The organism is Desulfitobacterium elongatum (assembly GCF_055378975.1).
In genome coordinates this window covers 3,880,508-3,901,664 of sequence record NZ_AP038772.1, presented here as the reverse complement: position 1 = coordinate 3,901,664, position 21,157 = coordinate 3,880,508, and the positions used below count along the sequence as shown (strand labels likewise).

Here is a 21,157-nt window from a genome sequence, read left to right as displayed (position 1 = left end):
TTAACAAGTTTTTTAAAATATTTAACATATGTTCGAAGAGAATTTTACAAAAGCTAATTAGAATAGAAGATATCAGGAAGGAGGCACGCAATGTATAGGGTCGCAGAGAGAATACGCGGTGGAGACATCTTCACATTTTATTGGATCAACCAAGCGTTTCGGTCATCTTTTTATGATTGGATTATGCCTAAAATTACTCATATAGGTGGAGTAACCTCAAGTGTTTTGTTCTCGCTTATTTTACTAATCAATAAAACTTCATTCTGGCATCAGATGGGGGTGCATTTGGCCACAAGTCTAATTTTTAGTCATCTAATCGTGAATCTAATAAAAAGGTTTGTTCGGCGTCGACGCCCTTACCAAACTTTAGACGGGGTATCAACCGGTACAAAGCTTCTCAAAGATGCTTCTTTTCCTTCAGGACATTCCACTGCAGTATTCTGTATGGCCACTGTTTTCTCTACAGCGATCCCTTCCATTGTCCTTATCTTTTATACTTTAGCGGTGATCGTTGCTTTTTCAAGGGTATATTTGGGCATGCATTATCCCTCCGATATTGCGATCGGGGCTGGGATAGGGATATTTACCGCTTTGCTTCTTGGATAAGAGACTACTCATACTGAAAGGAAGAATCAATATGCAAAAGCGGTTAAAGTTAATTGTTTCCGTTACTATTATATCCGCTTTTTTCTTATCAACCTGTGGAATACAAACAGCCTTAAGCTCTGGAAGCCCTGAAAGTTTAGAAGATGTAACATTAAATGTTGCTACAGCTGGGGATATCAACATGGTAGAACTTCAAGAAGCTGTTGGTAAAGAATTTAGTCAAAAATATTCGGATTTAAGCATCAACGTTATAGGAACAGGATCAGGCGATCTTGGGTCAAGAGAAATCTTTAATAAGTTAAAAGTTCAAAAAGATGCAAAGCAAAAACACTGGGACATCGATATGGCAGTCGTTAATCAAAGTATTATGGAAGATTTGATGAAACAAGGTCTTCTGGAGAAATATGTACCTATAAGTGATAACAAAAAGTATGTTATCTCTGCAGACAGTGTAAATAGTCTTGGCGTAGATGTAAATGATTATGTTATCCCGATGTATCACAATCAATTAGTACTCGCTTATAATTCAGAGCAGGTGAAGAATATTCCATATACATTTGACCAATTGGACAAGTGGATTCAAGCGCACCCGAGAAGATTTGGATATAGTGGAGTTTCAAGTACGAGCGGGGCAGCTTTCGTGACAGCCTATACGTATTGGAAAAGTGAGGATTATATACAGTTGACAGAAGGTCCTTATGACCCAAAGTTAGTAGATAAATGGCCTCAAATAATGAAGGAATTGAAAGCCCTACCAGTAACCTCTACTCTTGGAGATAATGATACGCTAAATAGTTTAAACCGTGGAGAATTTGATATGGGGCCGGTATGGAGCGATATGTTCTTGGAATCAAAAGCGGAAGGGTCGTTAAATTCTAATATAAAAATGAAAGTCATTGCTCCAGGCCTACCTGGACAGACGATGTATGTGGTAATCCCTAAAAAAGCGAAAAACAAGGAATTGGCAGTCCGGTATGCTAATTTTCTAACCTCTCCTGAAGTCCAAGCTAGATTTATTGTTGAGAAAAATTACCTTTATCCTGGGATTGATGCAAATGTGACGATGTCTAAAGTCTCTAAACAGGGAAAAACCCTTTTATTCGCGGACATTACCACTGAAGACTTAGGGATAAAGAGTCTGTCCTTCCCACTTCAAGATTATTTTGAAAAGCTGCAGACTGCCTATGAGAAGGGGTAGATATGGGCGACGAGTACAAATATAACTGAAGGAATTTTCTTTTATAGCCTAGTTGACAGATAAAATGGAAGAGCTACTTTTACCCCTGACCAAAAATGGGGTGTAAAGTAGCTCTCTTTTTATCCAGTGGCTAGCTGTTATTGAGTAAGCTAACTCGTCTTAGGTGTAGTAATCAATCTTAAAAAAAGTAAATTTTACAGCAGGATTCAAAGAAAGTTTAGCGAATAATATTCACTATGAAGTGGACTGTCGACAATGAACTGTTTAGATTCTCTGGCATTTCCTTTTAAAGGACTTACATCCTAAAGCGTCGAATCATTGGTTATAATAAATATATTGTCGACAAGAGGTGATATTTTTGGCTAGCGTAATAAAGAATATGCCCTTCCATTTACAAGTTTACCAGATTCTAAGAGAATCAATTTTGACCGGTAAATTTCGACCCGGTGAACGCTTACTTGAACTTAAATTAGCCCAAGAATTAAGAGTGAGTCGTAGCCCGATTCGAGAAGCACTACGCATGCTAGAGCAAGATGGCCTAGTCATTAACATGGATAATGGAACAGTAGTAAATCCTATGGAGGTCGAAGATATTGAAGAGATTTATCAATGTCGGATTGCTTCTGAACCGTATGCGGGCTTTTTAGCTGCATTGAGGATTACAGACGAAGAAATTTCGGAATTAGAGCAACTTGTGAACGAAGCTGAAGTGGCCTATGATCAAAAGGACTCAGAGCGAGTTGTAGAGTTAAATACGACGTTCCATGATCAAATCGTCCGCATCAGTGGTAATCGGCGACTGAGTGATATCGTTGATAAGATTCGATCTCTAAGCATCTTGGCAAGGAATACCGAACTACAAGTGTATTCTCGACCAAGGGATTATCTCGATGAGCACAAGGAAATCGTAAAGGCTTTTAAGAGCAAAGATGCTCACGTTGTAGAGAGTGTAATTCGTAAACACATTGAAAATGACTGGAAGTATTATTCACAACAGTATCAGGCAGCCTTGAATCAAATAAAGAAGACTTCCAAAGAAGTCTAATAGTCTTATACAGGGGTGGGGAAATCTTGAAAAGCGTGTTGATAAAAAATGGCTACATCGTTACGGCATCTGATCAACATCATGGGGACATTCTTATTCAAGGTGGAAAAATTGCTGCCATTGGTAAAGATTTAGAGGTACAAACCGATGAGACCATCGATGCCACCGGAAAATATATCTTCCCCGGTGGTATTGATGCTCACATCCACATGGATGTCACTTGTAGCGATGGAAGTATCTCAGCTGGTTATGACACTGACTCTATTGCTGCGGCGGTCGGAGGAACCACCACGATACTCGATTATGTGATCCAAGAAAACGGCCTCTCTCTTGAGGAGACGGCAAATAATTGGTCTGAGAAAGCCAAGCAATCAGCCACCGATTATGGATTTCATCTCATTATCACTCAACCCAATGACAAGTCCTTCGAAGAGCTGAAGCTTCTTGTTGAGCAGGGAATCACTTCGTTCAAACTTTTTATGGCTAACGACATTGCGATGGCAGATAAAGACCTCTTCCGCTTTATGAGTGAGTTTAAAAAGCTAGGATGCACCGCAGCTATTCACGCTGAGAATAAAGAAATTATCGCATCCTTGCAGCAACAGAACGTTTCTCAGGGAAATATCTCTCCGGCTTATCATGCCAAAAGTCGCCCAGAGCTCACAGAAGTCGAGGCAATTAACAGAGCAATTACCCTAGCTGAACTCACGGGTTGCCCTACCTTGATTGCCCATATCAGTACGGCAAAAGGCCTGGAACTTGTCCAAAAAGCAAAAGCTAGGGGAGTTCGTGTCTACGGTGAAAGTTGTCCCCACTATTTGCTTCTGGCTGAAGCTAAATATGAATTAGAAGGTCATGAAAGTGCTAAGTTTGTCCTATCTCCCCCACTTCGAAGTCCAGAGAATTTCGAAGGCTTGTGGAACGGGGTATTGAACGGTGCAGTTGATATTATCTCCTCTGACCATAATGGATTCGCTTATTCGACACATAAACAACTAGGAAAAGAGGATTTCAGGAAAATACCGAACGGGGCACCGGGAATTGAGCATCGTTTTAGTTTAATCTACCACCATGGGATGGAAAGAGGAATAGATTTATCACGGTTTGTGGAGGTAGTCTCTACGAATCCCGCGAAGATCTTTGGACTCTATCCGCAGAAGGGGACCATAGCTCCAGGAAGTGATGCCGATCTAGTTCTTTTCGATCCAGAAGCAGAGCAAGTCATCTCAGCGGAGAACCAATATCAAAAATCAGATTATACTCCTTATGAGCTGATGAAGCTGCAGGGGAAAGTAGACACCGTTTTGTTACGTGGAGAGCGCATCGTTCAACAAGGAAAATTCATAGGGAGCCTTGGTAAAGGGAGCTTTCTTAAGAGATCCAAAAAGTAAAGACAGGACTGTTTAAAATTGTAATTTTGAAAGGTAATCGTAGGGAACGACTAGGTGTCGTTTCCTATATTTTTTTGTGCATTATGATCTAAGAGAATTATTCCACGACTACCTCCTGTGATGAGAGGGTAGTTGGAAGGGGTTAGTCACGAGTATTGACGAGGGATTTTGTAGAAAAAAATAAAAATTCTAAAAACCTTAATTTTAATAGAGGAATCTTAAAGATTATGGCGAATATGAATAGTGTGTATAATGTCGACAATCTACACGAATCCAAATCTCAGTCTCAATCTTTACTCAAATCAAGAATGGAGGAATTTAGTCATGAAAAAAACTATGTTTGATCCAACAGAACAGAAGAAGATTGGAATGCTAACACCCTCATCGAACACTGCCCTAGAGCCGATTTGTTCAAGAATGGTTTCAGGCTTAGAGGAACAAGTTACAATGCACTATTCTCGTCTTGAGGTAACAAAAATCTCCCTGGAAAAGGATGCCTTATCTCAGTTTGATCTCGACCCCTTTCTTCGAGCTGCAGAATACCTTGCGCATGCAGATGTTGATGCAATCGCTTGGAATGGTACCTCAGGTGGTTGGACGGGCTTCGAATTCGACAGAATGGTCTGTGATAGAATCACGGAAGCAACGGGTATCCCGGCTACAACCTCCATGCTAGCAATGTTGGATGCTTTCGAGGAAAACCATGTTAAGACCCTCCATACGGTTACTCCTTATATCCCGACCATCGATGAACTTATTATTAAGCAATACGAAGAAAAGTGTGGCTACAAAGTCATCAATTCCCGTGGCTTAAATCAAACGGTCAATCGCTCCTTTAGCCTAGTAACCCCAGAGCAAATTGATCAAATGTGTAAAGAAGTTAGTGTAGACCCTGCAGACGGAATCAGTATCATCTGCACCAACTTAAGATCGACCTGGCAAATCGAACAACTTGAGAAAGATTATGGAATCACTGTTTATGATAGTACGGCCGTAACAGTATGGAAAACATTAAAAATGGTAGGGATTGATCCTAGCATCGTTAAGGGTTGGGGTAGATTATTTCTAGCGAAGTAAGTCTTAATAAAAGGGTGGAGGTTTACATATGAAACGGACCAATGTGCGTTACTTGATTTTGGGCATGGCTATGCTCATGTATTTCATTACGTTTATGGATCGTGTCAATATCTCTGTTGCCGCTCCTTATATTTCTGCAGAATACGGATTAGACAAAATTCAGATGGGCGCGATCTTTGCTGCCTTCACGTTGAGTTATGCAATATTCCAAATGCCGGGTGGATGGTTCGGTGATCGTTTCGGAGCTCGGTTCATTTTACCGATCTTTGTTACCTGGTGGTCTGTGTGGACAGCCTTAACGACCTTAGGTAGAGGCTATACCTCTTTCTTGCTCATTCGTTTTGGCTTTGGTGTCGGAGAAGCTGGTGCTTTTCCTGTAGCTCAATCCGCTCTTTCCAGATGGTTACGTCCTGAAGAACGTGGATTATCGCAAGGTCTTCTGCAAAGTGCTACCCGTATCGGTTCAGCATTTACGCCACCTCTTGTAGCGATGATCATCGGTTGGGGCGGTTGGCGTATGGCCTTTATCGTCTGTGGTGCTTTAGGTATTGTTTGGGCTATCGGTTGGTGGATTATTTATCGTGATCGACCAGAAGATCATCCGTTTGCCAATAAAGCAGAGATCGATTACATCTTGAATGGTAAAAAAGAGTCGATTGTTACACCTCCTACCCCTTGGGCCAAAATCCTAACGAGTCCAAGTATCTGGGCATTGTGCTTAAGTTATATGGCCTTCATTTATGTTACTTATATCTACTTCAACTGGTTCCCTACCTATCTTAAAGACGCACGTGACTTCCCCTTGCTAAAAATGGGATTGTTCGCAGCCCTTCCATTTATTGCGGGAGCAATTGCGAATACTCTCGGTGGAATACTCTCCGATAAACTCGTGAAGAAAACGAACGGAAGTAAATGGGCGCGTCGGATTATCCCCTTAGTGGGTTCCATTACCCTCGCTTTCTTTATGGTTCCTGGAGCACTTGTTGAGAATAATGTACTGTCTGTTATCCTTTTATCCTTAGCCTTAGCTTCTTCCGAGTTTGGAATTGGGGTATATTGGGCTTCTGCATTAGACATTGCGGGTCCTCATGCTGGTACTGTCTCCGGACTCATGAATACCTTTGGAAACCTGGGCGGCTTTGTTTCTCCGTTAGCTTTCGGTTATATAGTCCAAACTACGGGTAATTGGGCAACACCGTTTCTAATTGCCTCCGGTGTATCTGTTCTTGGTGCATTGCTGTGGCTTATGGTTGACCCAACTAAAAAAATATATGAAGAAGTTAAAGGTTGAATCTATTGAGACAAAGCTGTAATTAAACATGCTTATCATTTTGTCTGGGAGTAGGTGTCTCTCGGGGCGTCCCCTAGTGACATCTACTCCTTGTTTAAGGGGGTAGTTCAATGAAACGATACGTTCGTTTTAATAATGGAAACAAAATTTGTTATGGATTAATTAAAGGGGAAAGGGTGGCAGAACTGATCGGTGAAGAGTTTCCGGATTTTAAAGAATCAGGAATCGAGTATGACCTTTCCTCAGTGAAGCTATTAGCCCCATGTACCCCCACGAAAGCAGTCTGTGTTGGTCTTAATTATAAAGACACAATTCTTGAGCCCGGAGCTAAATGGCCTGTGGAGCCTCTTCTATTCATTAAACCTTCGACAAGCATAACAAATCCGGAGGACAGTATTATTAAATGGCCCATGATAAAGGATTTGGCCTTTGAAGCTGAGTTAGCCATTGTCATAGGGAAAAAGGCACATCTTGTGTCTGAAGATGACGTACATCAATACATCTGGGGATATACGATTGCTAATGATATAACGGCTAAGGACTTGCAGAAAGCAGACGTACTATGGGGTCGCTCGAAGTCCTTCGATACATTTCTCCCCTTAGGTCCTTGGATAGCCAGAGGAATTGACGCTCATAATTTGACGATTACTTCCTATTTAAATGGATCGCAAAAACAAAAGGGAAATACTGCTGATTTGATCTTTGGGATCGAATACCTTGTGAGCTTCATTTCTCACGTCACGACGTTATTGCCTGGAGATGTTATTTTAACGGGTACACCCGGAGGTTATGGTTCATCGTTAAACGTCGATGATAAAGTCGAGATAGAGATATCAGAAATCGGCAAGCTGACAAACCATTGTAAAATAAGCGCTGAAAGCTGGAAGCTTAAACCCCATTACACCAGTTTTTAATGATGAAAGATTCACGAACTAAAATGTTTCAAGCTCAACATAGAGAAATGAGAAAAGATGAAAACAACACTTATCTTTACTTAGATAAGTAGTTTTCATCTTTTTCACTATAATTCTTGAGGATTATGTCTGTCTTGTAATAAGAAAGAAATTACACATTAATCAAGTTATAAATTGAAAAGAAAATAGTGCAGAATTTTGGAAGATGATGTATTTTATTAATTAGATGATGAAGAAATTTATAGTGTTTATGATTTATACTTGCTCTAGAGAGAGGGGGAAAACCATTAAATGCACATGGAGTTACCGGAAGATTATAAAAATGTTTTTGATTACGCAGCGATTGGAATGGCCTTATTGACTAAGGAAGGCCGTTATCTTAAGGTGAACCAGTATTTCTGTGAGTTTTATGGCTATGAACCTCATGAGTTTCTTACAATGGGTTTTAAAGATATTACCTATCCTGAAGATCTGTCCGTCGGCATAGAAGATCTAAATAGACTTATTTTAGGTGAAATTTCAAGTTTTCATGTCGAAAAACGATATATACATAAATCAGGTGAAATCAAATGGGGATTGGCTAGCATCTCAGTAGTCCGCGATAAATCAGGGAATCCACTTTACCAGATTGCCCAAATCCAAGATATTAGTGGACGAAAGTTAGCGGAACAGAATCTGAGTCGCCGTATTGAATTCGAGAGACTAGTCACCATGATATCGACACGATTTATTAATCTTGCCGTGGATAAGATCGACCACGAAATCACGCAAGCTATCGAGGTTATTGGTCAATTCTTAGGAATTGATCGAATTTTTATTAACCAGTTCTATCAAGGGGGGACAAAGTACAAGAAAGTTGTGGAGTGGAATCCGCCGGGGGTTGAACCCTTTCCAGGCTTGGAACTAAGTGTCGAGGCCTTGCCTAGGTGGTATAGCAAATTAAGTGAAAAAGGTAGTTTCTATTCTGAAGAGGTCGATAAACTACAACCCGCTGAAGCCCATGAGATGAAGAAAGTATTTAAGCATCTGGACGCTCAGATGCTCATTAATATACCCATCACCCAGTCAGATCAAATCGTTGGTTTTATTGGAGTTTCTAATCGCAGGCTTAACAAAAGCTTTTCTGAGGAGGATCTGCGACTTCTGAAAGTGGTCGGGGAAGTCATTTTTAGTGCTCTAGAACGTAAAAAATCGGAGTACGCTCGTCAATCGTCTGAGGAGCTATTTGTCAAAGCATTTAAGGCGAGCCCTACTCTTATGTTGATCTTATCACTGGAAGAGATGCTTGTTCTTGATGTTAATGACGCCTTCACAGAGACCTTAGGGTATGAACGAAGTGAAATTTTAGATACGCGATTATTAGATTTTACATCTTTAATAGACGAAGCGGATCAAGAAAAGATTCAAAAGTGCTTGAGAGAAAATGGCGTAGTTCTTAATTGGGATATAAGAATGACCACAAAATCTGGAAAAGAGAGGATTGGACTTCTTTCTGCAGAAGCGGTTCAAATAGAAACACAGACCTGTTTTCTCATGGTCGTCCAAGATATAACTGAGAAGAAACATATAGAGCGGGAGATGGCACGACTCGAAAGGCTTAATTTAATTGGCGAAATGGCAGCGGGAATAGGACATGAGATACGAAACCCTATGACGACAGTTCGAGGGTATCTGCAGGTTTTTTCAGCCAAAGCGGAGAATTTTATGTATAGAGAAACCTTCCAACTCATGATAGAGGAGCTGGATCGGGCGAATCAAATCATTTCTGAATTCTTGTCACTTAGCCGAGATCGCATCGTAGATTTCAAGGTAGTTAATATTAACACGATTATCAATGTTCTTTACCCACTCATTTATGCACACGCAAATATGGAAGATAAACGTGTAAATATCAGGCTAGGAAATATCCCGGATTCTTACGTAGATGAGAAAGAACTTCGCCAGCTTATTTTGAATCTTACTCGTAATGGCTTAGAAGCCATGTCGGCCGATGGAGTCCTTACGATTTCTACCTATTTAAAGCATGGAAGAGTTGTTCTGATGGTCGAAGACCAAGGGTGTGGTATCCCTAGTGAGATTAGAGAGAAAATTGGAACTCCGTTTTTTACAACAAAGGATAATGGGACGGGTTTGGGCCTGGCCATTTGTTATAGTATTGCTGCAAGGCATAAAGCAACCCTTGATATTCGTTCAAGCCCGAAAGGGACAAAGGTAAGTGTGCAATTTTAAAGGGAAATTAGAAGGGAGACCATGTCGGTCTCTTTTTATGTCGTTGTATCAAGTTTACAAGGTAAGCAACTTATCCCCTTTGATTTCATAGTTGATTTTTCACCGATTCGGGAATGTCACATTGGGAACACTGGATTTCCTTGTGATAACTCTGAGTGGAATCAAGGAGCAGGAGGGTGTGCCCAGTCGGAGAAGTGATATAGTACAGAATTGTACTATTGACAGACTGTTTTGGAACTGTTATTATGAGTTTAACTTTTTATTCGAGATACTAACTCAATAAAACTCTTATCCGGAGTGGTGGAGGGACTGGCCCGATGAAACCCGGCAACCAGCATAAATTCTTTTAAATTGAGAGAATTTAAGTATGGTGCTAATTCCTGCAGAAGGTTACTTCTGGCAGATAAGAGGATTACAAACGATTTTGTGAGCCTCTTCTGTTGTGGAAGAGGCTTTTGCAATTCTACATATTATCTACAGTGCTTAGCTGCACTTTGCAAGTTTGTATATGGAGAGGAAGAATGAGATGAAATCTTTATTTGAAAAGGAACTAGAAAAGAGAATACTCATTCTCGATGGAGCGATGGGAACCATGCTTCAGAGAGCGAACCTAACCGCGAAGGATTTCGGGGGAGATGAATACGAAGGCTGTAATGAAATCTTGAATCTTAACCGCCCTGAGCTCATCCGCTCAATCCATGAAGAGTACCTCGAAGCGGGCGCGGATATTATCGAGACAAATACGTTCGGGGCAACGACCGTGGTTCTCGCGGATTATGCCTTGGAAGAAAAAGATAGTGAACTTAATCGAGTTGCTGCAAAACTAGCTAGAGAAGTAGCTGATTCCTATTCGACGTCGGAAAAGCCACGCTTTGTCGCTGGTTCTATGGGTCCAACGACGAAGAGCCTATCCTTGACCGCTGGAGTAACGTTTGATGGTTTAAGTGAGGCCTATTGCCGTCAGGCGAAAGCCTTGATTGAGGGTGGAGTGGATGTCCTCATTGTCGAGACGGCCCAGGATACACTTAATGTAAAAGCGGCCGGAGTTGGAATTCAAAAGGCTTTTTCTGACTTGGGTCATAAAATTCCGATTATGATTTCGGGAACGATCGAACCTATGGGGACGACTCTTGCAGGACAAAATATTGAAGCCTTCTATATTTCTATTGAACATCTGGATCCGATTACTGTGGGTCTTAATTGCGCAACTGGAGCAGAATTTATGCGTGACCACATCCGTTCGCTTTCTCAATTAGCAAGCTGTGGGGTAAGCTGCTATCCTAACGCCGGGTTGCCGGATGAAGATGGGCATTATCATGAAGAACCGGAAGGGCTTGCTCGGAAAATGGCTGGCTTCGCGGAGCGCGGCTGGCTCAATGTGGCTGGAGGTTGCTGTGGAACGACCCCCGAACATGTCCGGGCCATGGCTGCGGTGCTTAAGGATTATGCTCCTCGTCCACTTTCACAGCGGACGGTGAGTGCTGTATCTGGGCTTGAACCCGTCTATGTCGAAGAGGAGAATCGTCCGCTTATCGTGGGTGAACGGACAAACGTCATTGGTTCGAAGAAGTTTCGAGATCTGATTGCGGAAGGTCGCTATGATGAAGCTTCTGAGATTGCTCGAGCACAAGCCAAGAAAGGAGCCCAAGTCATCGATGTTTGTTTGGCGAACCCGGATCGAGACGAATACACAGATATGTGCGAGTTTTTACCCTATGTTGTAAAAAAGGTTAAGGCTCCTCTCATGATTGACTCAACAGACCCGAAGGTCATGGAACTAGGACTTAAATTCTCACAAGGAAAAACGCTGATTAACTCCATTAACCTGGAGGATGGGTTAACGCGATTCGAGGAAGTTATTCCTCTTCTGAAAAGATACGGGGCTGCTATCGTTGTCGGGACGATTGATGAAAAAGGGATGGCCCTAACCCGAGAAAGAAAGCTAGAGATTGCCAAAAGGGTTTATGGATTGATGACCGAATATGGTGCCTCAACACAAGATATCATTTTTGACACACTTACCTTCCCTGTTGCGACAGGAGACGAAACCTACCTGGGTTCGGCTAAAGAGACGATTGAAGGAATTCGGCTCATTAAGCAGGAGTTCCCTGAGTGCAAAACTATTCTAGGAGTTAGCAATGTTTCCTTTGGCTTACCAGCAGCCGGGAGGGAAGTCTTGAATGCCGTCTTTTTGTATCATGCGACAAAGGCAGGCTTGGATTATGCCCTCGTGAATGCGGAGAAGCTTCAGCGGTATGCGTCCATCCCTGAAACCGAACGACAACTTTCCGAAGAACTTTTATTTAATACGAATGATGAAAGTGTTGCACGTTTTGCTGAGTTCTATCGGAATAAAAATAGTGTGACGTCTAAGGATCCGGGTAAGATTCTATCTGTAGAAGAACGTTTAGCTCAATATATCGTCGAAGGGTCGAAGGACGGCTTAATCTCTGATTTAGAAGAAGGACTTAAACTATATTCTGCACTTGAGCTCATAAATGGGCCTTTAATGGCCGGAATGGATGAGGTCGGAAAGCTTTTTAACGGAAATCAGCTTATCGTTGCAGAAGTCTTGCAGAGTGCCGAAGTCATGAGAGCTGCAGTAGACTATTTAGAACCTCATCTTGGAAAGAACGAGGGAGCATTGAAGGGGAAGATCCTGTTGGCTACCGTTAAAGGGGATGTCCATGATATCGGGAAAAATCTACTTGAAATTATTCTCTCCAATAACGGATATGAGATTATTAACTTGGGAATTAAAGTTTCTCCTGAACAAATCATCGAGGCTTGTAAGAGGGAAAAGCCGGATGCAATCGGTCTATCGGGTCTATTAGTGAAATCTGCCCAGCAAATGGCTGTGACAGCACAGGATCTCCGTACGGCGGGGATACACATCCCCCTTCTTGTAGGAGGCGCCGCCTTATCCGCTCGTTTTACCGAAAATAGGATTGCTCCTGAATATGAAGGTCTAGTGCTCTATGCTAGAGATGCAATGCATGGACTAGAATTGGTAAATCGGCATTTGGGTAAGAAGGTATGAGAAATGAAGAGTAGAAATCAATGGAACTATACACCGATGATTCCACCTAATTGTGAGCGTCATGTCTTCAAGAATTACCCGTTAAGCTATATTCAGCCCTATCTTAACCTTAAATTACTCTTAGGCAAGCACTTAGGTCTAAAGGGAAATGTGGAAGAGCGCTTGAAAGAGGGAGATAATCAAGCACTAGAAGTCTATCGGATTGTGGAGCAAACCCTAGAGGAAGCCAAGGGAAAGGGCTGGATTAAGCCTCAGGGGATCTATCAGTTTTTCCCTGCACAGGCTGAGGGCGATGATGTATTAGTTTATGATCCCAAGGAATCCTTGACAGTTATCGAGAGATTTAGCTTTCCACGACAAGTTAAAGAACCTTATCTATGTCTCAGCGACTTTCTACGTCCAGTAGAGAGTGGAGAGATGGATTATATAGGAGTGTTCGCAGTGACGGCAGGACTAGGAGTTAGAGAGAAGGCAGCTGAGCTTAAGGAGAAGGGAGATTATCTGAGATCTTATGTCCTCCAAGCTTTAGCCTTAGAGAGTGCTGAGGGATTCGCTGAAAGACTTCATCACCTGATGCGGGATGCCTGGGGAATCCCAGACTCTTTAGATATGAGGATGAAGGAACGCTTGGCTGCTCGATACCAGGGAATGCGTTTTTCGTTAGGTTACCCAGCCTGCCCCAATATCGAAGATCAAAAGAAAATCTTCAGACTTATTCATCCGGAAGAGATCGGAATTGAACTCACTGAAGGATATATGATGGATCCGGAGGCGTCTGTGACGGCACTTGTATTTGCTCATCCGGAGGCACGCTATTTTAGTGTAATCTAAAGGAACTAGATATTCATCAAGACGACATTCATATGAACATGTAGCGTATTGACAAGGTAGTATTATGGAACAAAGTAAGGGAAAGATGTAGTGTTACGAGAATACATCTTTCCTAATTTTAGAGGGTGAGATCATGACACGAGAAGAAGAATTTAGACGTTTTCTACAAGAAAACTTAATCGTAGCTGACGGAGCCATGGCGACGCTTCTCTACCAGTTAGGGGTTCCAGTGGGAACTTGCTATGAAGAATTAAATTTAACAAATCCAGGACTGATTCGTTCGGTTCATGAGGCGTACATTCAAGCCGGAGCTCGTTTGATAGAGACCAATACCTTAGGGGTTAATCGGGAAGCCTTGAAACGATATGGCTTTGAAGATAAAGTGGGGGAAATCATCCGGGCGGGGGTGGAAATAAGCCGAGAGGCTGCAGGGAATAAGGCGTATGTCTTAGGTAGCATTGGCTCGATTGTTGCCGGGAGGATCCGGACGGAACGACTTGCTCTTTACCAGAGTCAATATGAAGAGCAAACAATTGCCTTGCTTGAGGGGAAGGTCGATGGGGTTATCCTTGAAACCTTTCAAGACTTGGAGGAACTTCTTTTTGCCTTGCAAATTGTCCGAAATTTAACCCGACAACCAGTTTTTGCTCAACTTGCTACATTGCAGGTAGGAAGAACTCGGGACGGCTATTCAGTAAGTGAGGCTTTTAAGTTGCTGCATAAGGTAGGGGCCGATGTCATTGGCTTAAATTGTCGTTTAGGTCCTGCCGAGATGCTAAGGACACTGGAGCAAAGTTTTACTCCGGAAAATGCTATAATTTCGATCTTCCCGAATGCTGGAAGGTTAGGACTTCTAGATGGGAAGCTTTCCTATAAGTCTTCTCCAGAATACTTTGCCGAATATGCACTCCGCATACGGGAGCAGGGAGTTCGAATTATTGGGGGATGTTGTGGAACTACACCCGAGCATATTCGGGCCATAACAGACGCTTGGAAAGCGCTTTCTCCGGTACCGCGGGTGAACCCAATCGAATCAAGCCAAGAAACATCCAAAGGAAGAAATCCGGATCAAGGCGGGCAAGGGCAGAGTAAGAGGCAAAATCAAAAGACAATGCAGGCATTTGCTTGTAGGGCAAACCCAATCGAAAGAGGGGTTTCTCCTGAAAAGACAATCCTCGATCAAGGCAGGGAAGGGCCTACAGTGATCGTAGAGCTCGATCCCCCAAAAGACTTGGAAACGGAAGATTTCTTTCGCGGATGTCAGGCTCTTTATCAAGCAGGTGCAGCAGCAGTTACTTTGGCAGACAATTCTCTTGCGAACGTCCGGATGAGCAATATGGCCTTGGGAGCACTGATGAAAGAACGCTACGGTATTGAGCCGCTCCTTCATGTGGCGTGCCGTGACCGTAATCTGATTGGTCAACAATCTCACCTTATGGGACTTCACGCCTTGGGGATTGATCAGATTCTCGTCATCACCGGTGATCCTTCTCGATTTGGTGATTTACCGGGTGCCAGTTCAGTTTTTGACGTGAGCTCTTTTGATCTCATCCGGATGACCAAACAATTAAATGAAGGAATCTCTTTTTCGGGTCAGCCGCTTGACAACAAAGCGAATTTTACAGTGGGTACGGCCTTTAATCCCTATGTACGAAATTTTGATGCTGCCATTAAGCGCCTTGAACGCAAAGTTGAGGCGGGAGCAGACTTCGTCATGACTCAGCCAATCTATGATGAAGAAATTCTTGAACAAATCCATGAGGGAACAAAGTATATTCCTATCCCAATATTCATAGGGGTCATGCCACTGACCAGTCAACGCAATGCAGAGTTTCTTCATAATGAAGTTCCAGGGATAAGCCTCTCTAACGAAGCCTTGAGACGTATGCATGGGCTCAAAGGGGAGGAAGCTAGGATTGAAGGGATTGCCATGAGCAAGAAACTCCTCGATCAGGCAATGAAACGGTTCAATGGAATCTATCTTATTACTCCGTTTAACTATTATGAGATGACGACGGAATTAACCGAGTATGTCAGGAAGAAGTCTACGCAGCGTTTGAGCTTGAGAAGCTCGGTGAAATAAGTAAGATGGTTAATGCCCTATTTAAGCTAGGCTCAAAGGAAAGACCCGTTTGCAGTTTATGATGCAAACGGGTCTTTTCCTAGCAGCAAAATTTGTAGCCTACGCCCCATACGGTAAGTACATACTCAGGATGGGCTGGGTCTAACTCAATCTTTTCTCGGACTTTTCTTATAAAAACAGTAATGGTTCCCGAATCTCCTAAATACTTTTCTCCCCACAGATTATCGAAAAGTTGCTTTCTCGTAAACACCTGTCCTGGATGGTTTGCCATAAAGGATAGAAGTTCGAATTCTTTTGAGGTCAAATCTACCTTTTGTCCTCGGACATAGACTTCAAAGCTTTTATTGTTAATTTCTAATTCCTTAACCACGATGCGATCTTTATTCTCAGGAGAAATTTCTGCTTCTTTCTTTAGATCAGCTCTACGAAATATTGCCTTCATCCGTAAAGCCACCTCTACGGGACTGAATGGCTTAGTTATATAATCATCTGCGCCCATATTAAAGCCTACACTCTTATCGACAATATCACCTTTAGCCGAGAGTAAAATAATGGGAACATTACTTGTTTGCCGAATTCTTCGGCAAACTTCAAATCCGTCTATTTCTGGAAGCATGACATCGAGAATGATTAGGTCTGGATTTTCAGGACAAAACATCTGTAAAGCCTTTTCGCCATCTGGAGCATAACAAAAGTCATATCCCTCTTTTTGAACAAGAAGTTCTACTATTTTACGTATACTTACTTCATCATCAACCAACATCACTTTTAAACGTTCTTTCATATTTCACCCTCTTTTCTCATTATTCTATATCTAGGACAGGAAGACCTACTATAAAGGTGCTTCCTCCACCACTTCTACTTTCTACTCTGATCCACCCTTTATGAAGCTCTACTAACTCTTTGGCTAAGGATAGCCCTAGCCCTGTTCCTCCATATTTTCGCGAAGAAGAACTATCGGCTTGAGTAAATTTCTCGAAAATATATTTCTGGTATTCCTCTTTAATCCCTATTCCATTATCGTTTACTAAAATTATTATTTCCTTTGCCCTAGCATCAAATTGAACGAGAATCTCAACTTTTCCCCCTTTTTCGGTGAACTTCACTGCATTTCCGGCCAAGTTCTCAACGACTCTCCGTATCTTCTCTGGATCGGCCTTGGTTAATGGAACCTCAGGAGTGACCTGGACCTGGAATGCTAAACCTTTGTTTCTGGCCAAAGGTGCAATGACGCTCTCAACTGAAGCCACAATGTCGTTCATGTCCACTACATCTAAGGTAAGCCGGTCTTTCCCTGCTTCGATTTTGGCCAAGTCCAAGATGTTATTGATGAGCCTTAATAAGATCTGGCTGTTCAGTAGTACTTCTTTCAGATTATGCTGTTGTTCTTTATCATCCTGGGGAATATCGATTAGCATAAACTCGGTAAAGGCAATAATTGATGTAAGTGGTGTTCTCAACTCATGGCTCATAACAGCGAGAAATTCAGATTTATAAATATTGGCTTCTTTCAATCTATGATTCATTTGCTCTAACTCTTGTTGGTGGCTTTGCAAAATCAAGTTAGCTTTTTCCAGCTCGTTGGTTCTTTGTTCAACCTTTGATTCTAGATTACTATATAAATCCTTCAACTGCTCTGTCATATTCTGAAAATGCTTGGTTAGTCTCTTTACTTCACCCTTGGCCTTCAAATGACTTAGGTTCACATTCCATTTACCTGCGCCAACCTGAGCTACAGCGTGTTCCAGTCCTTTAAGAGAACTGGTCACCATACTCGTCACTAAGAAATAAATACAAATGACACAAACTAAAATGAGGATAATAGAAAAAAATCCATTGCTTAATTGATTGTCCCTAATATTGTTAAAATAGATATCCATGGGCATTGTCAAAGAAAGTGCTCCAGCAAAATCTCCGATTTTCATACCCTCTTTGGCAAATCCTGAGATATCAATTTCTCCTTTTGGTTGGCCGTGACAGTCCAGGCAATTTTTATCAATCTTTAAAGGGGTCATATAGCGGAAAACTTGAACTCCATTCACCTTATCAACAGACCAATATTCCGTCGTGGAGGGGTTTTCGTTAAATAGAGTAATACCTCCTTTTTCAAAATCATCGGGAGCGTTTAGGATATTCCTATAATCAATCTTAGTTGGTTTTATCGTGTATTCGGTCTGGGTAGCTAGCATTGCTCCAACACCCATGGCCACAGTAGAACAACTTAAAAACTTATACTCTAATTGTCCATCGAAACTATAATTAATCTTATGTTGGTTAATCGCCATGAATTCCCATAAGGCTTTCTGTTGTTCAGTGATTATCTGGGCCTTCTCTATCATCGCCTGTACTGCTTGTTTCTTCTCTTCATTAAAATCCCAGAAATACTTAATACCCATTACCGTGATTATCACCATAGCAGTCGCTAGCATAAAACGAAAGGTTAAATTGTCGGTGATTTTTATTTCTTCTCCTGAGCCTTTCATAACACAACACCTTCTTGCACTTGTACTTATTTTCATAAGCAAGAGCGTTCATATTGAATTCTGAAAAAAGTTTATCATATTCTTTAGTATTTTGTAAGGCTTCAAATCGACAAATTTCCCGGGGATAATACACCGGCATAATATATTGAGTGAGGGGCACCCATGTTAAGGTATGATATTAATAGAATAATAATATTTTGTTAATAACTCGTTATAAAGTATTAATATCTTTGTGATAAACTACACAAGGATTGAAAAAATTTTAATCTTTTGGAAAAGGAGGGAAAGAAGAGTCATTGCATGTGAATCTTTTTGCTTCTAGAAAGATGAAGGAGGTTAATTAATCCATATGACTAATTTCATAAAAACGATTAATAATATAAACCTCAGTCGAAGAAGTTTTATAATGGCTAGCTCGGCAGCGGCAGCTAGTTTATCTCTCGTGGGTTGTGGAAATGTGCTAACTATGGCGGGGGCGGATTATGACACAGCAGCTGTTAACGGAGAAGGGAAATGGATAACGGCTGCCTGTTGGCATAACTGCGGTGGCCGTTGTGTCAATAAAGCATTAGTAAAGGGAGGCGTAGTCGTAAGGCAAAAAACGGATGATACCCATCCCGATAGTCCGGCATATCCACAGCAGCGTGCTTGCGTTCGTGGGCGTGCCCAGCAGCAGCAATGCTTTGGTGCTGACCGCCTCAAATACCCGATGAAGCGTAAACACTGGGAGCCTGGCGGAGGAGATAAATCCTTACGTGGCAAGGACGAATGGGTGCGCATTTCTTGGGACGAGGCACTTGATTATGTTGCTGCAGAACTCAAGAGGATCTATGGAACCTATGGTCCACGCTCTGTCTTATGTAGAGGAGGGGATGGGGCACTCAAGGTTTTGGCTAAATATGGTGGATATATTAGTATCTCGGATACTACATCTTTTGGAACGTATTGCCTAGATACAAAAAAACTTGGTCTACCCACTCAAGATTTAGGTAATGCCAATGACCGCTTCGACCTTAAGAATTCGGATACGATTGTTCTATACGGTTGCAATCCCGCCTGGGCATCTGGAGGCAGTCCCTCTTGGCATTTCTGGCAAGCAAAGGCGGCCGGGAGCAAATTTGTCTTTGTCGGTCCCTCTTATAATGCTAGTGCAGCGGTTTATGAAGCGAAATGGATACGAGTTCGACCCGGCACAGATACAGCTTTTCTCCTTGGCGTCGCTCATACGATGATCGTTGAGGACGATTCCATAAAAAATCCGATTATCGACTGGGATTTTCTTAATCGCTGTACTGTGGGCTTTGACGCCGAACATATGCCTAAAGGAGCAAAGCTTAATGAGAATTTCAAGGATTATGTTCTCGGTAAATATGACGGGCAGCCAAAAACGCCTGAATGGGCTATGGAGATCTGTGGCACTCCGGTAGAAGATATTCTTTGGTATGCTCGAGAAATGCGTAAGAATAATAAGGTATCTATTTTACACAGCTATGCTGCTGCAAGAAATAAGAACGCTGAGAATTTCCCCCAACTTTTCATGACTGTGGGTGCAATGGGCGGACATATGGGTAAGTCAGGTCATGCTACAGGATCTACTTACCATGCAAATGCTGCTAATGGTGGTCCCGCTTTAGTCACTCCAGGCAGTAACGGCCTTCCAGCTATAGCAAATCCAATTACGGATTGTGTCAATGGTCCGAACATGTGGACATCAATTCTTGAAGGGAAATTTAATTCTACGGGTAATTTTTATGGGAATCTCTTTCTACCTAAGGATATTCAGACGATTGATACTCGACTTATTTATCACGAAAGCGCTGCTCGCCTGCAGGCCAGCCCGAATTTGCTAAAAGGCATTGAGGCGCATCGCAAGGTTGATTTTGTTGTGACTCATGCCCAGTTTTTAAAAACGGAAGCCTTGTATTCCGATATCGTTCTTCCGGTGACCACCCAATGGGAGAATATCGGAGGTTTTATGACCGGCAACAAGGAGATGCTGATTGTTTATTCGCAGGTTACCGAGCCACTTTATGAGTCCAAGACAGACCAATGGATTGCGATTGAGCTGGCCAAGCGTTTGGGCCTTAACACCAATGAAATATTCCCCTTTGATGAAAAGCAGCAGTTCTTTAACCAGATAGCAGGTTGCAAGGTTATCGCTGATGATGCAAAAACCTTTGAAAAGTTGGTAACCATTACATCTGGGGATATTAGCGAATGGGGTGTTAAAGGTACGCCGCAGCAAGGCAGAATTGCCTTGAAGGAGTTCCTTGGCAGGGGCGTTTATCAGATTAAACGTTCTGAAGGAGATCAATATACCTTTATTGGTTATCAAAATTTTGTTAAAGACCCAGAGAAAAATCCACTCCCTTCGGCTAGCGGCAAATTAGAAATCTATAATGATTGGAAGGCTGATACACTTAATGCCTTTGGATACGGTCCTGCTGACTTTAAGCCTTATCCTAATTACACTGTGCCAGTTGAAGGTTATGAATCGACGTTTAGCGATTGGAAAAACAAAGTTAAGGGAGAGTATCCCTACCTGGTTTACAATCCCCATTATCTGCGTCGTTCGCATACCACTTTAGATAATCTTCCTTGGCTTAGAGAAACCTGGCCGAATCCAGTCTTCCTTAATGCATCTGATGCTGCTGAGAAGGGAATTAAAGATGGGGATACCGTTCTTATTTGGAACGCTTATGGGAAAATATTACGCGCCGCCAGCCTCAGCGAAGGATTGATGCCGGGTTGTGTTGCAGTTCCTCATGGTTCGTGGATTGATTTAGATGAGACAACAGGTATCGACCGCGGTGGAGCTGATAATGTTCTTTGCGGTCCAGCCAGCAGTGGTATGGGCGTTACTGGGTACAATAATTATAATTGTAACTTTAAAAAATATGATGGTAGGCCGCTTATTCCCGACGTCCAGAAACCTCAGCGAATCCTGAATTTGGGTTAGGAAGGGGAGT

15 protein-coding genes and 1 riboswitch are annotated in these 21,157 nt (G+C 42.2%); of the genes, 13 read left to right on the top strand and 2 right to left on the bottom strand.

The genetic code is table 11. The features are described from left to right. The first annotated feature begins 90 nt into the window (after nucleotides 1-90). From ACZ42W_RS18480 to ACZ42W_RS18425, 12 genes are all read left to right on the top strand, one after another. Nucleotides 91-606: a phosphatase PAP2 family protein gene (locus ACZ42W_RS18480; protein WP_464166731.1), complete on the top strand. Its 516-nt coding sequence runs from the start codon at nucleotides 91-93 to the stop codon at nucleotides 604-606. A gap of 31 nt (nucleotides 607-637) precedes the next feature. Beyond that, on the top strand, nucleotides 638-1,804 hold the full coding sequence (locus tag ACZ42W_RS18475) for an extracellular solute-binding protein (RefSeq protein WP_464166730.1): 1,167 nt from the start codon (nucleotides 638-640) through the stop codon (nucleotides 1,802-1,804). A 358-nt stretch (nucleotides 1,805-2,162) separates the two neighbouring features. Continuing rightward, nucleotides 2,163-2,849, top strand: a complete 687-nt coding sequence (locus ACZ42W_RS18470) for a GntR family transcriptional regulator (protein ID WP_464166729.1) — start codon at nucleotides 2,163-2,165, stop codon at nucleotides 2,847-2,849. 35 nt (nucleotides 2,850-2,884) lie between these two features. Continuing rightward, complete coding sequence (gene hydA / locus ACZ42W_RS18465) at nucleotides 2,885-4,240, top strand: dihydropyrimidinase (protein WP_464171084.1); 1,356 nt, start codon at nucleotides 2,885-2,887, stop codon at nucleotides 4,238-4,240. Between the two features lie 324 nt (nucleotides 4,241-4,564). Continuing rightward, complete coding sequence (locus ACZ42W_RS18460) at nucleotides 4,565-5,317, top strand: maleate cis-trans isomerase family protein (RefSeq protein ID WP_464166728.1); 753 nt, start codon at nucleotides 4,565-4,567, stop codon at nucleotides 5,315-5,317. A 28-nt stretch (nucleotides 5,318-5,345) separates the two neighbouring features. After that, the gene (locus ACZ42W_RS18455) at nucleotides 5,346-6,608 is read left to right on the top strand and encodes an MFS transporter (RefSeq protein WP_464166727.1); all 1,263 of its coding nucleotides are present in this window, start codon (nucleotides 5,346-5,348) and stop codon (nucleotides 6,606-6,608) included. 110 nt (nucleotides 6,609-6,718) lie between these two features. Next, nucleotides 6,719-7,522, top strand: a complete 804-nt coding sequence (locus ACZ42W_RS18450; protein ID WP_464166726.1) for a fumarylacetoacetate hydrolase family protein — start codon at nucleotides 6,719-6,721, stop codon at nucleotides 7,520-7,522. A gap of 291 nt (nucleotides 7,523-7,813) precedes the next feature. Continuing rightward, nucleotides 7,814-9,751, top strand: coding sequence for a PAS domain S-box protein (locus tag ACZ42W_RS18445; RefSeq protein WP_464166725.1), 1,938 nt, complete (start codon nucleotides 7,814-7,816; stop codon nucleotides 9,749-9,751). 21 nt (nucleotides 9,752-9,772) lie between these two features. After that, complete coding sequence (locus ACZ42W_RS18440) at nucleotides 9,773-9,949, top strand: hypothetical protein (RefSeq protein WP_464166724.1); 177 nt, start codon at nucleotides 9,773-9,775, stop codon at nucleotides 9,947-9,949. 87 nt (nucleotides 9,950-10,036) lie between these two features. After that, a riboswitch (SAM riboswitch) is annotated at nucleotides 10,037-10,161 on the top strand. A gap of 116 nt (nucleotides 10,162-10,277) precedes the next feature. Then, nucleotides 10,278-12,791, top strand: coding sequence for a methionine synthase (gene metH, locus ACZ42W_RS18435; protein WP_464166723.1), 2,514 nt, complete (start codon nucleotides 10,278-10,280; stop codon nucleotides 12,789-12,791). Between the two features lie 3 nt (nucleotides 12,792-12,794). Beyond that, on the top strand, nucleotides 12,795-13,622 hold the full coding sequence (locus ACZ42W_RS18430) for a vitamin B12 dependent-methionine synthase activation domain-containing protein (RefSeq protein WP_464166722.1): 828 nt from the start codon (nucleotides 12,795-12,797) through the stop codon (nucleotides 13,620-13,622). A 133-nt stretch (nucleotides 13,623-13,755) separates the two neighbouring features. Then, entirely contained in the window at nucleotides 13,756-15,705 is a 1,950-nt protein-coding gene (locus ACZ42W_RS18425) for a bifunctional homocysteine S-methyltransferase/methylenetetrahydrofolate reductase (RefSeq protein WP_464166721.1), read from the top strand. Between the two features lie 79 nt (nucleotides 15,706-15,784). Here the strand turns inward: ACZ42W_RS18425 and ACZ42W_RS18420 are convergent, their stop codons facing one another. Then, nucleotides 15,785-16,489 (bottom strand): response regulator, encoded by a 705-nt coding sequence (locus ACZ42W_RS18420; RefSeq protein WP_464166720.1) that lies wholly within the window; start codon nucleotides 16,487-16,489, stop codon nucleotides 15,785-15,787. A gap of 19 nt (nucleotides 16,490-16,508) precedes the next feature. Continuing rightward, nucleotides 16,509-18,188, bottom strand: coding sequence for an ATP-binding protein (locus ACZ42W_RS18415; RefSeq protein ID WP_464166719.1), 1,680 nt, complete (start codon nucleotides 18,186-18,188; stop codon nucleotides 16,509-16,511). A 349-nt stretch (nucleotides 18,189-18,537) separates the two neighbouring features. Here ACZ42W_RS18415 and ACZ42W_RS18410 point away from each other — a divergent pair, with 349 nt between their 5' ends. Next, on the top strand, nucleotides 18,538-21,147 hold the full coding sequence (locus tag ACZ42W_RS18410; RefSeq protein WP_464166718.1) for a molybdopterin-dependent oxidoreductase: 2,610 nt from the start codon (nucleotides 18,538-18,540) through the stop codon (nucleotides 21,145-21,147). The last annotated feature ends 10 nt before the right edge of the window (nucleotides 21,148-21,157 follow it).

Bases quoted from the DNA above. Each gene is read 5' to 3' on its own strand.
- ACZ42W_RS18420 (WP_464166720.1), bottom strand. From the start codon at position 16,489: ATGAAAGAACGTTTAAAAGTGATGTTGGTTGATGATGAAGTAAGTATA.
- ACZ42W_RS18410 (WP_464166718.1), top strand. From the start codon at position 18,538: ATGACTAATTTCATAAAAACGATTAATAATATAAACCTCAGTCGAAGA.
- ACZ42W_RS18425 (WP_464166721.1), top strand. From the start codon at position 13,756: ATGACACGAGAAGAAGAATTTAGACGTTTTCTACAAGAAAACTTAATC.
- ACZ42W_RS18440 (WP_464166724.1), top strand. From the start codon at position 9,773: ATGTCGGTCTCTTTTTATGTCGTTGTATCAAGTTTACAAGGTAAGCAA.
- ACZ42W_RS18455 (WP_464166727.1), top strand. From the start codon at position 5,346: ATGAAACGGACCAATGTGCGTTACTTGATTTTGGGCATGGCTATGCTC.
- ACZ42W_RS18445 (WP_464166725.1), top strand. From the start codon at position 7,814: ATGCACATGGAGTTACCGGAAGATTATAAAAATGTTTTTGATTACGCA.
- ACZ42W_RS18415 (WP_464166719.1), bottom strand. From the start codon at position 18,188: ATGAAAGGCTCAGGAGAAGAAATAAAAATCACCGACAATTTAACCTTT.
- metH (WP_464166723.1), top strand. From the start codon at position 10,278: ATGAAATCTTTATTTGAAAAGGAACTAGAAAAGAGAATACTCATTCTC.
- ACZ42W_RS18475 (WP_464166730.1), top strand. From the start codon at position 638: ATGCAAAAGCGGTTAAAGTTAATTGTTTCCGTTACTATTATATCCGCT.
- ACZ42W_RS18450 (WP_464166726.1), top strand. From the start codon at position 6,719: ATGAAACGATACGTTCGTTTTAATAATGGAAACAAAATTTGTTATGGA.
- ACZ42W_RS18480 (WP_464166731.1), top strand. From the start codon at position 91: ATGTATAGGGTCGCAGAGAGAATACGCGGTGGAGACATCTTCACATTT.
- ACZ42W_RS18430 (WP_464166722.1), top strand. From the start codon at position 12,795: ATGAAGAGTAGAAATCAATGGAACTATACACCGATGATTCCACCTAAT.
- ACZ42W_RS18460 (WP_464166728.1), top strand. From the start codon at position 4,565: ATGAAAAAAACTATGTTTGATCCAACAGAACAGAAGAAGATTGGAATG.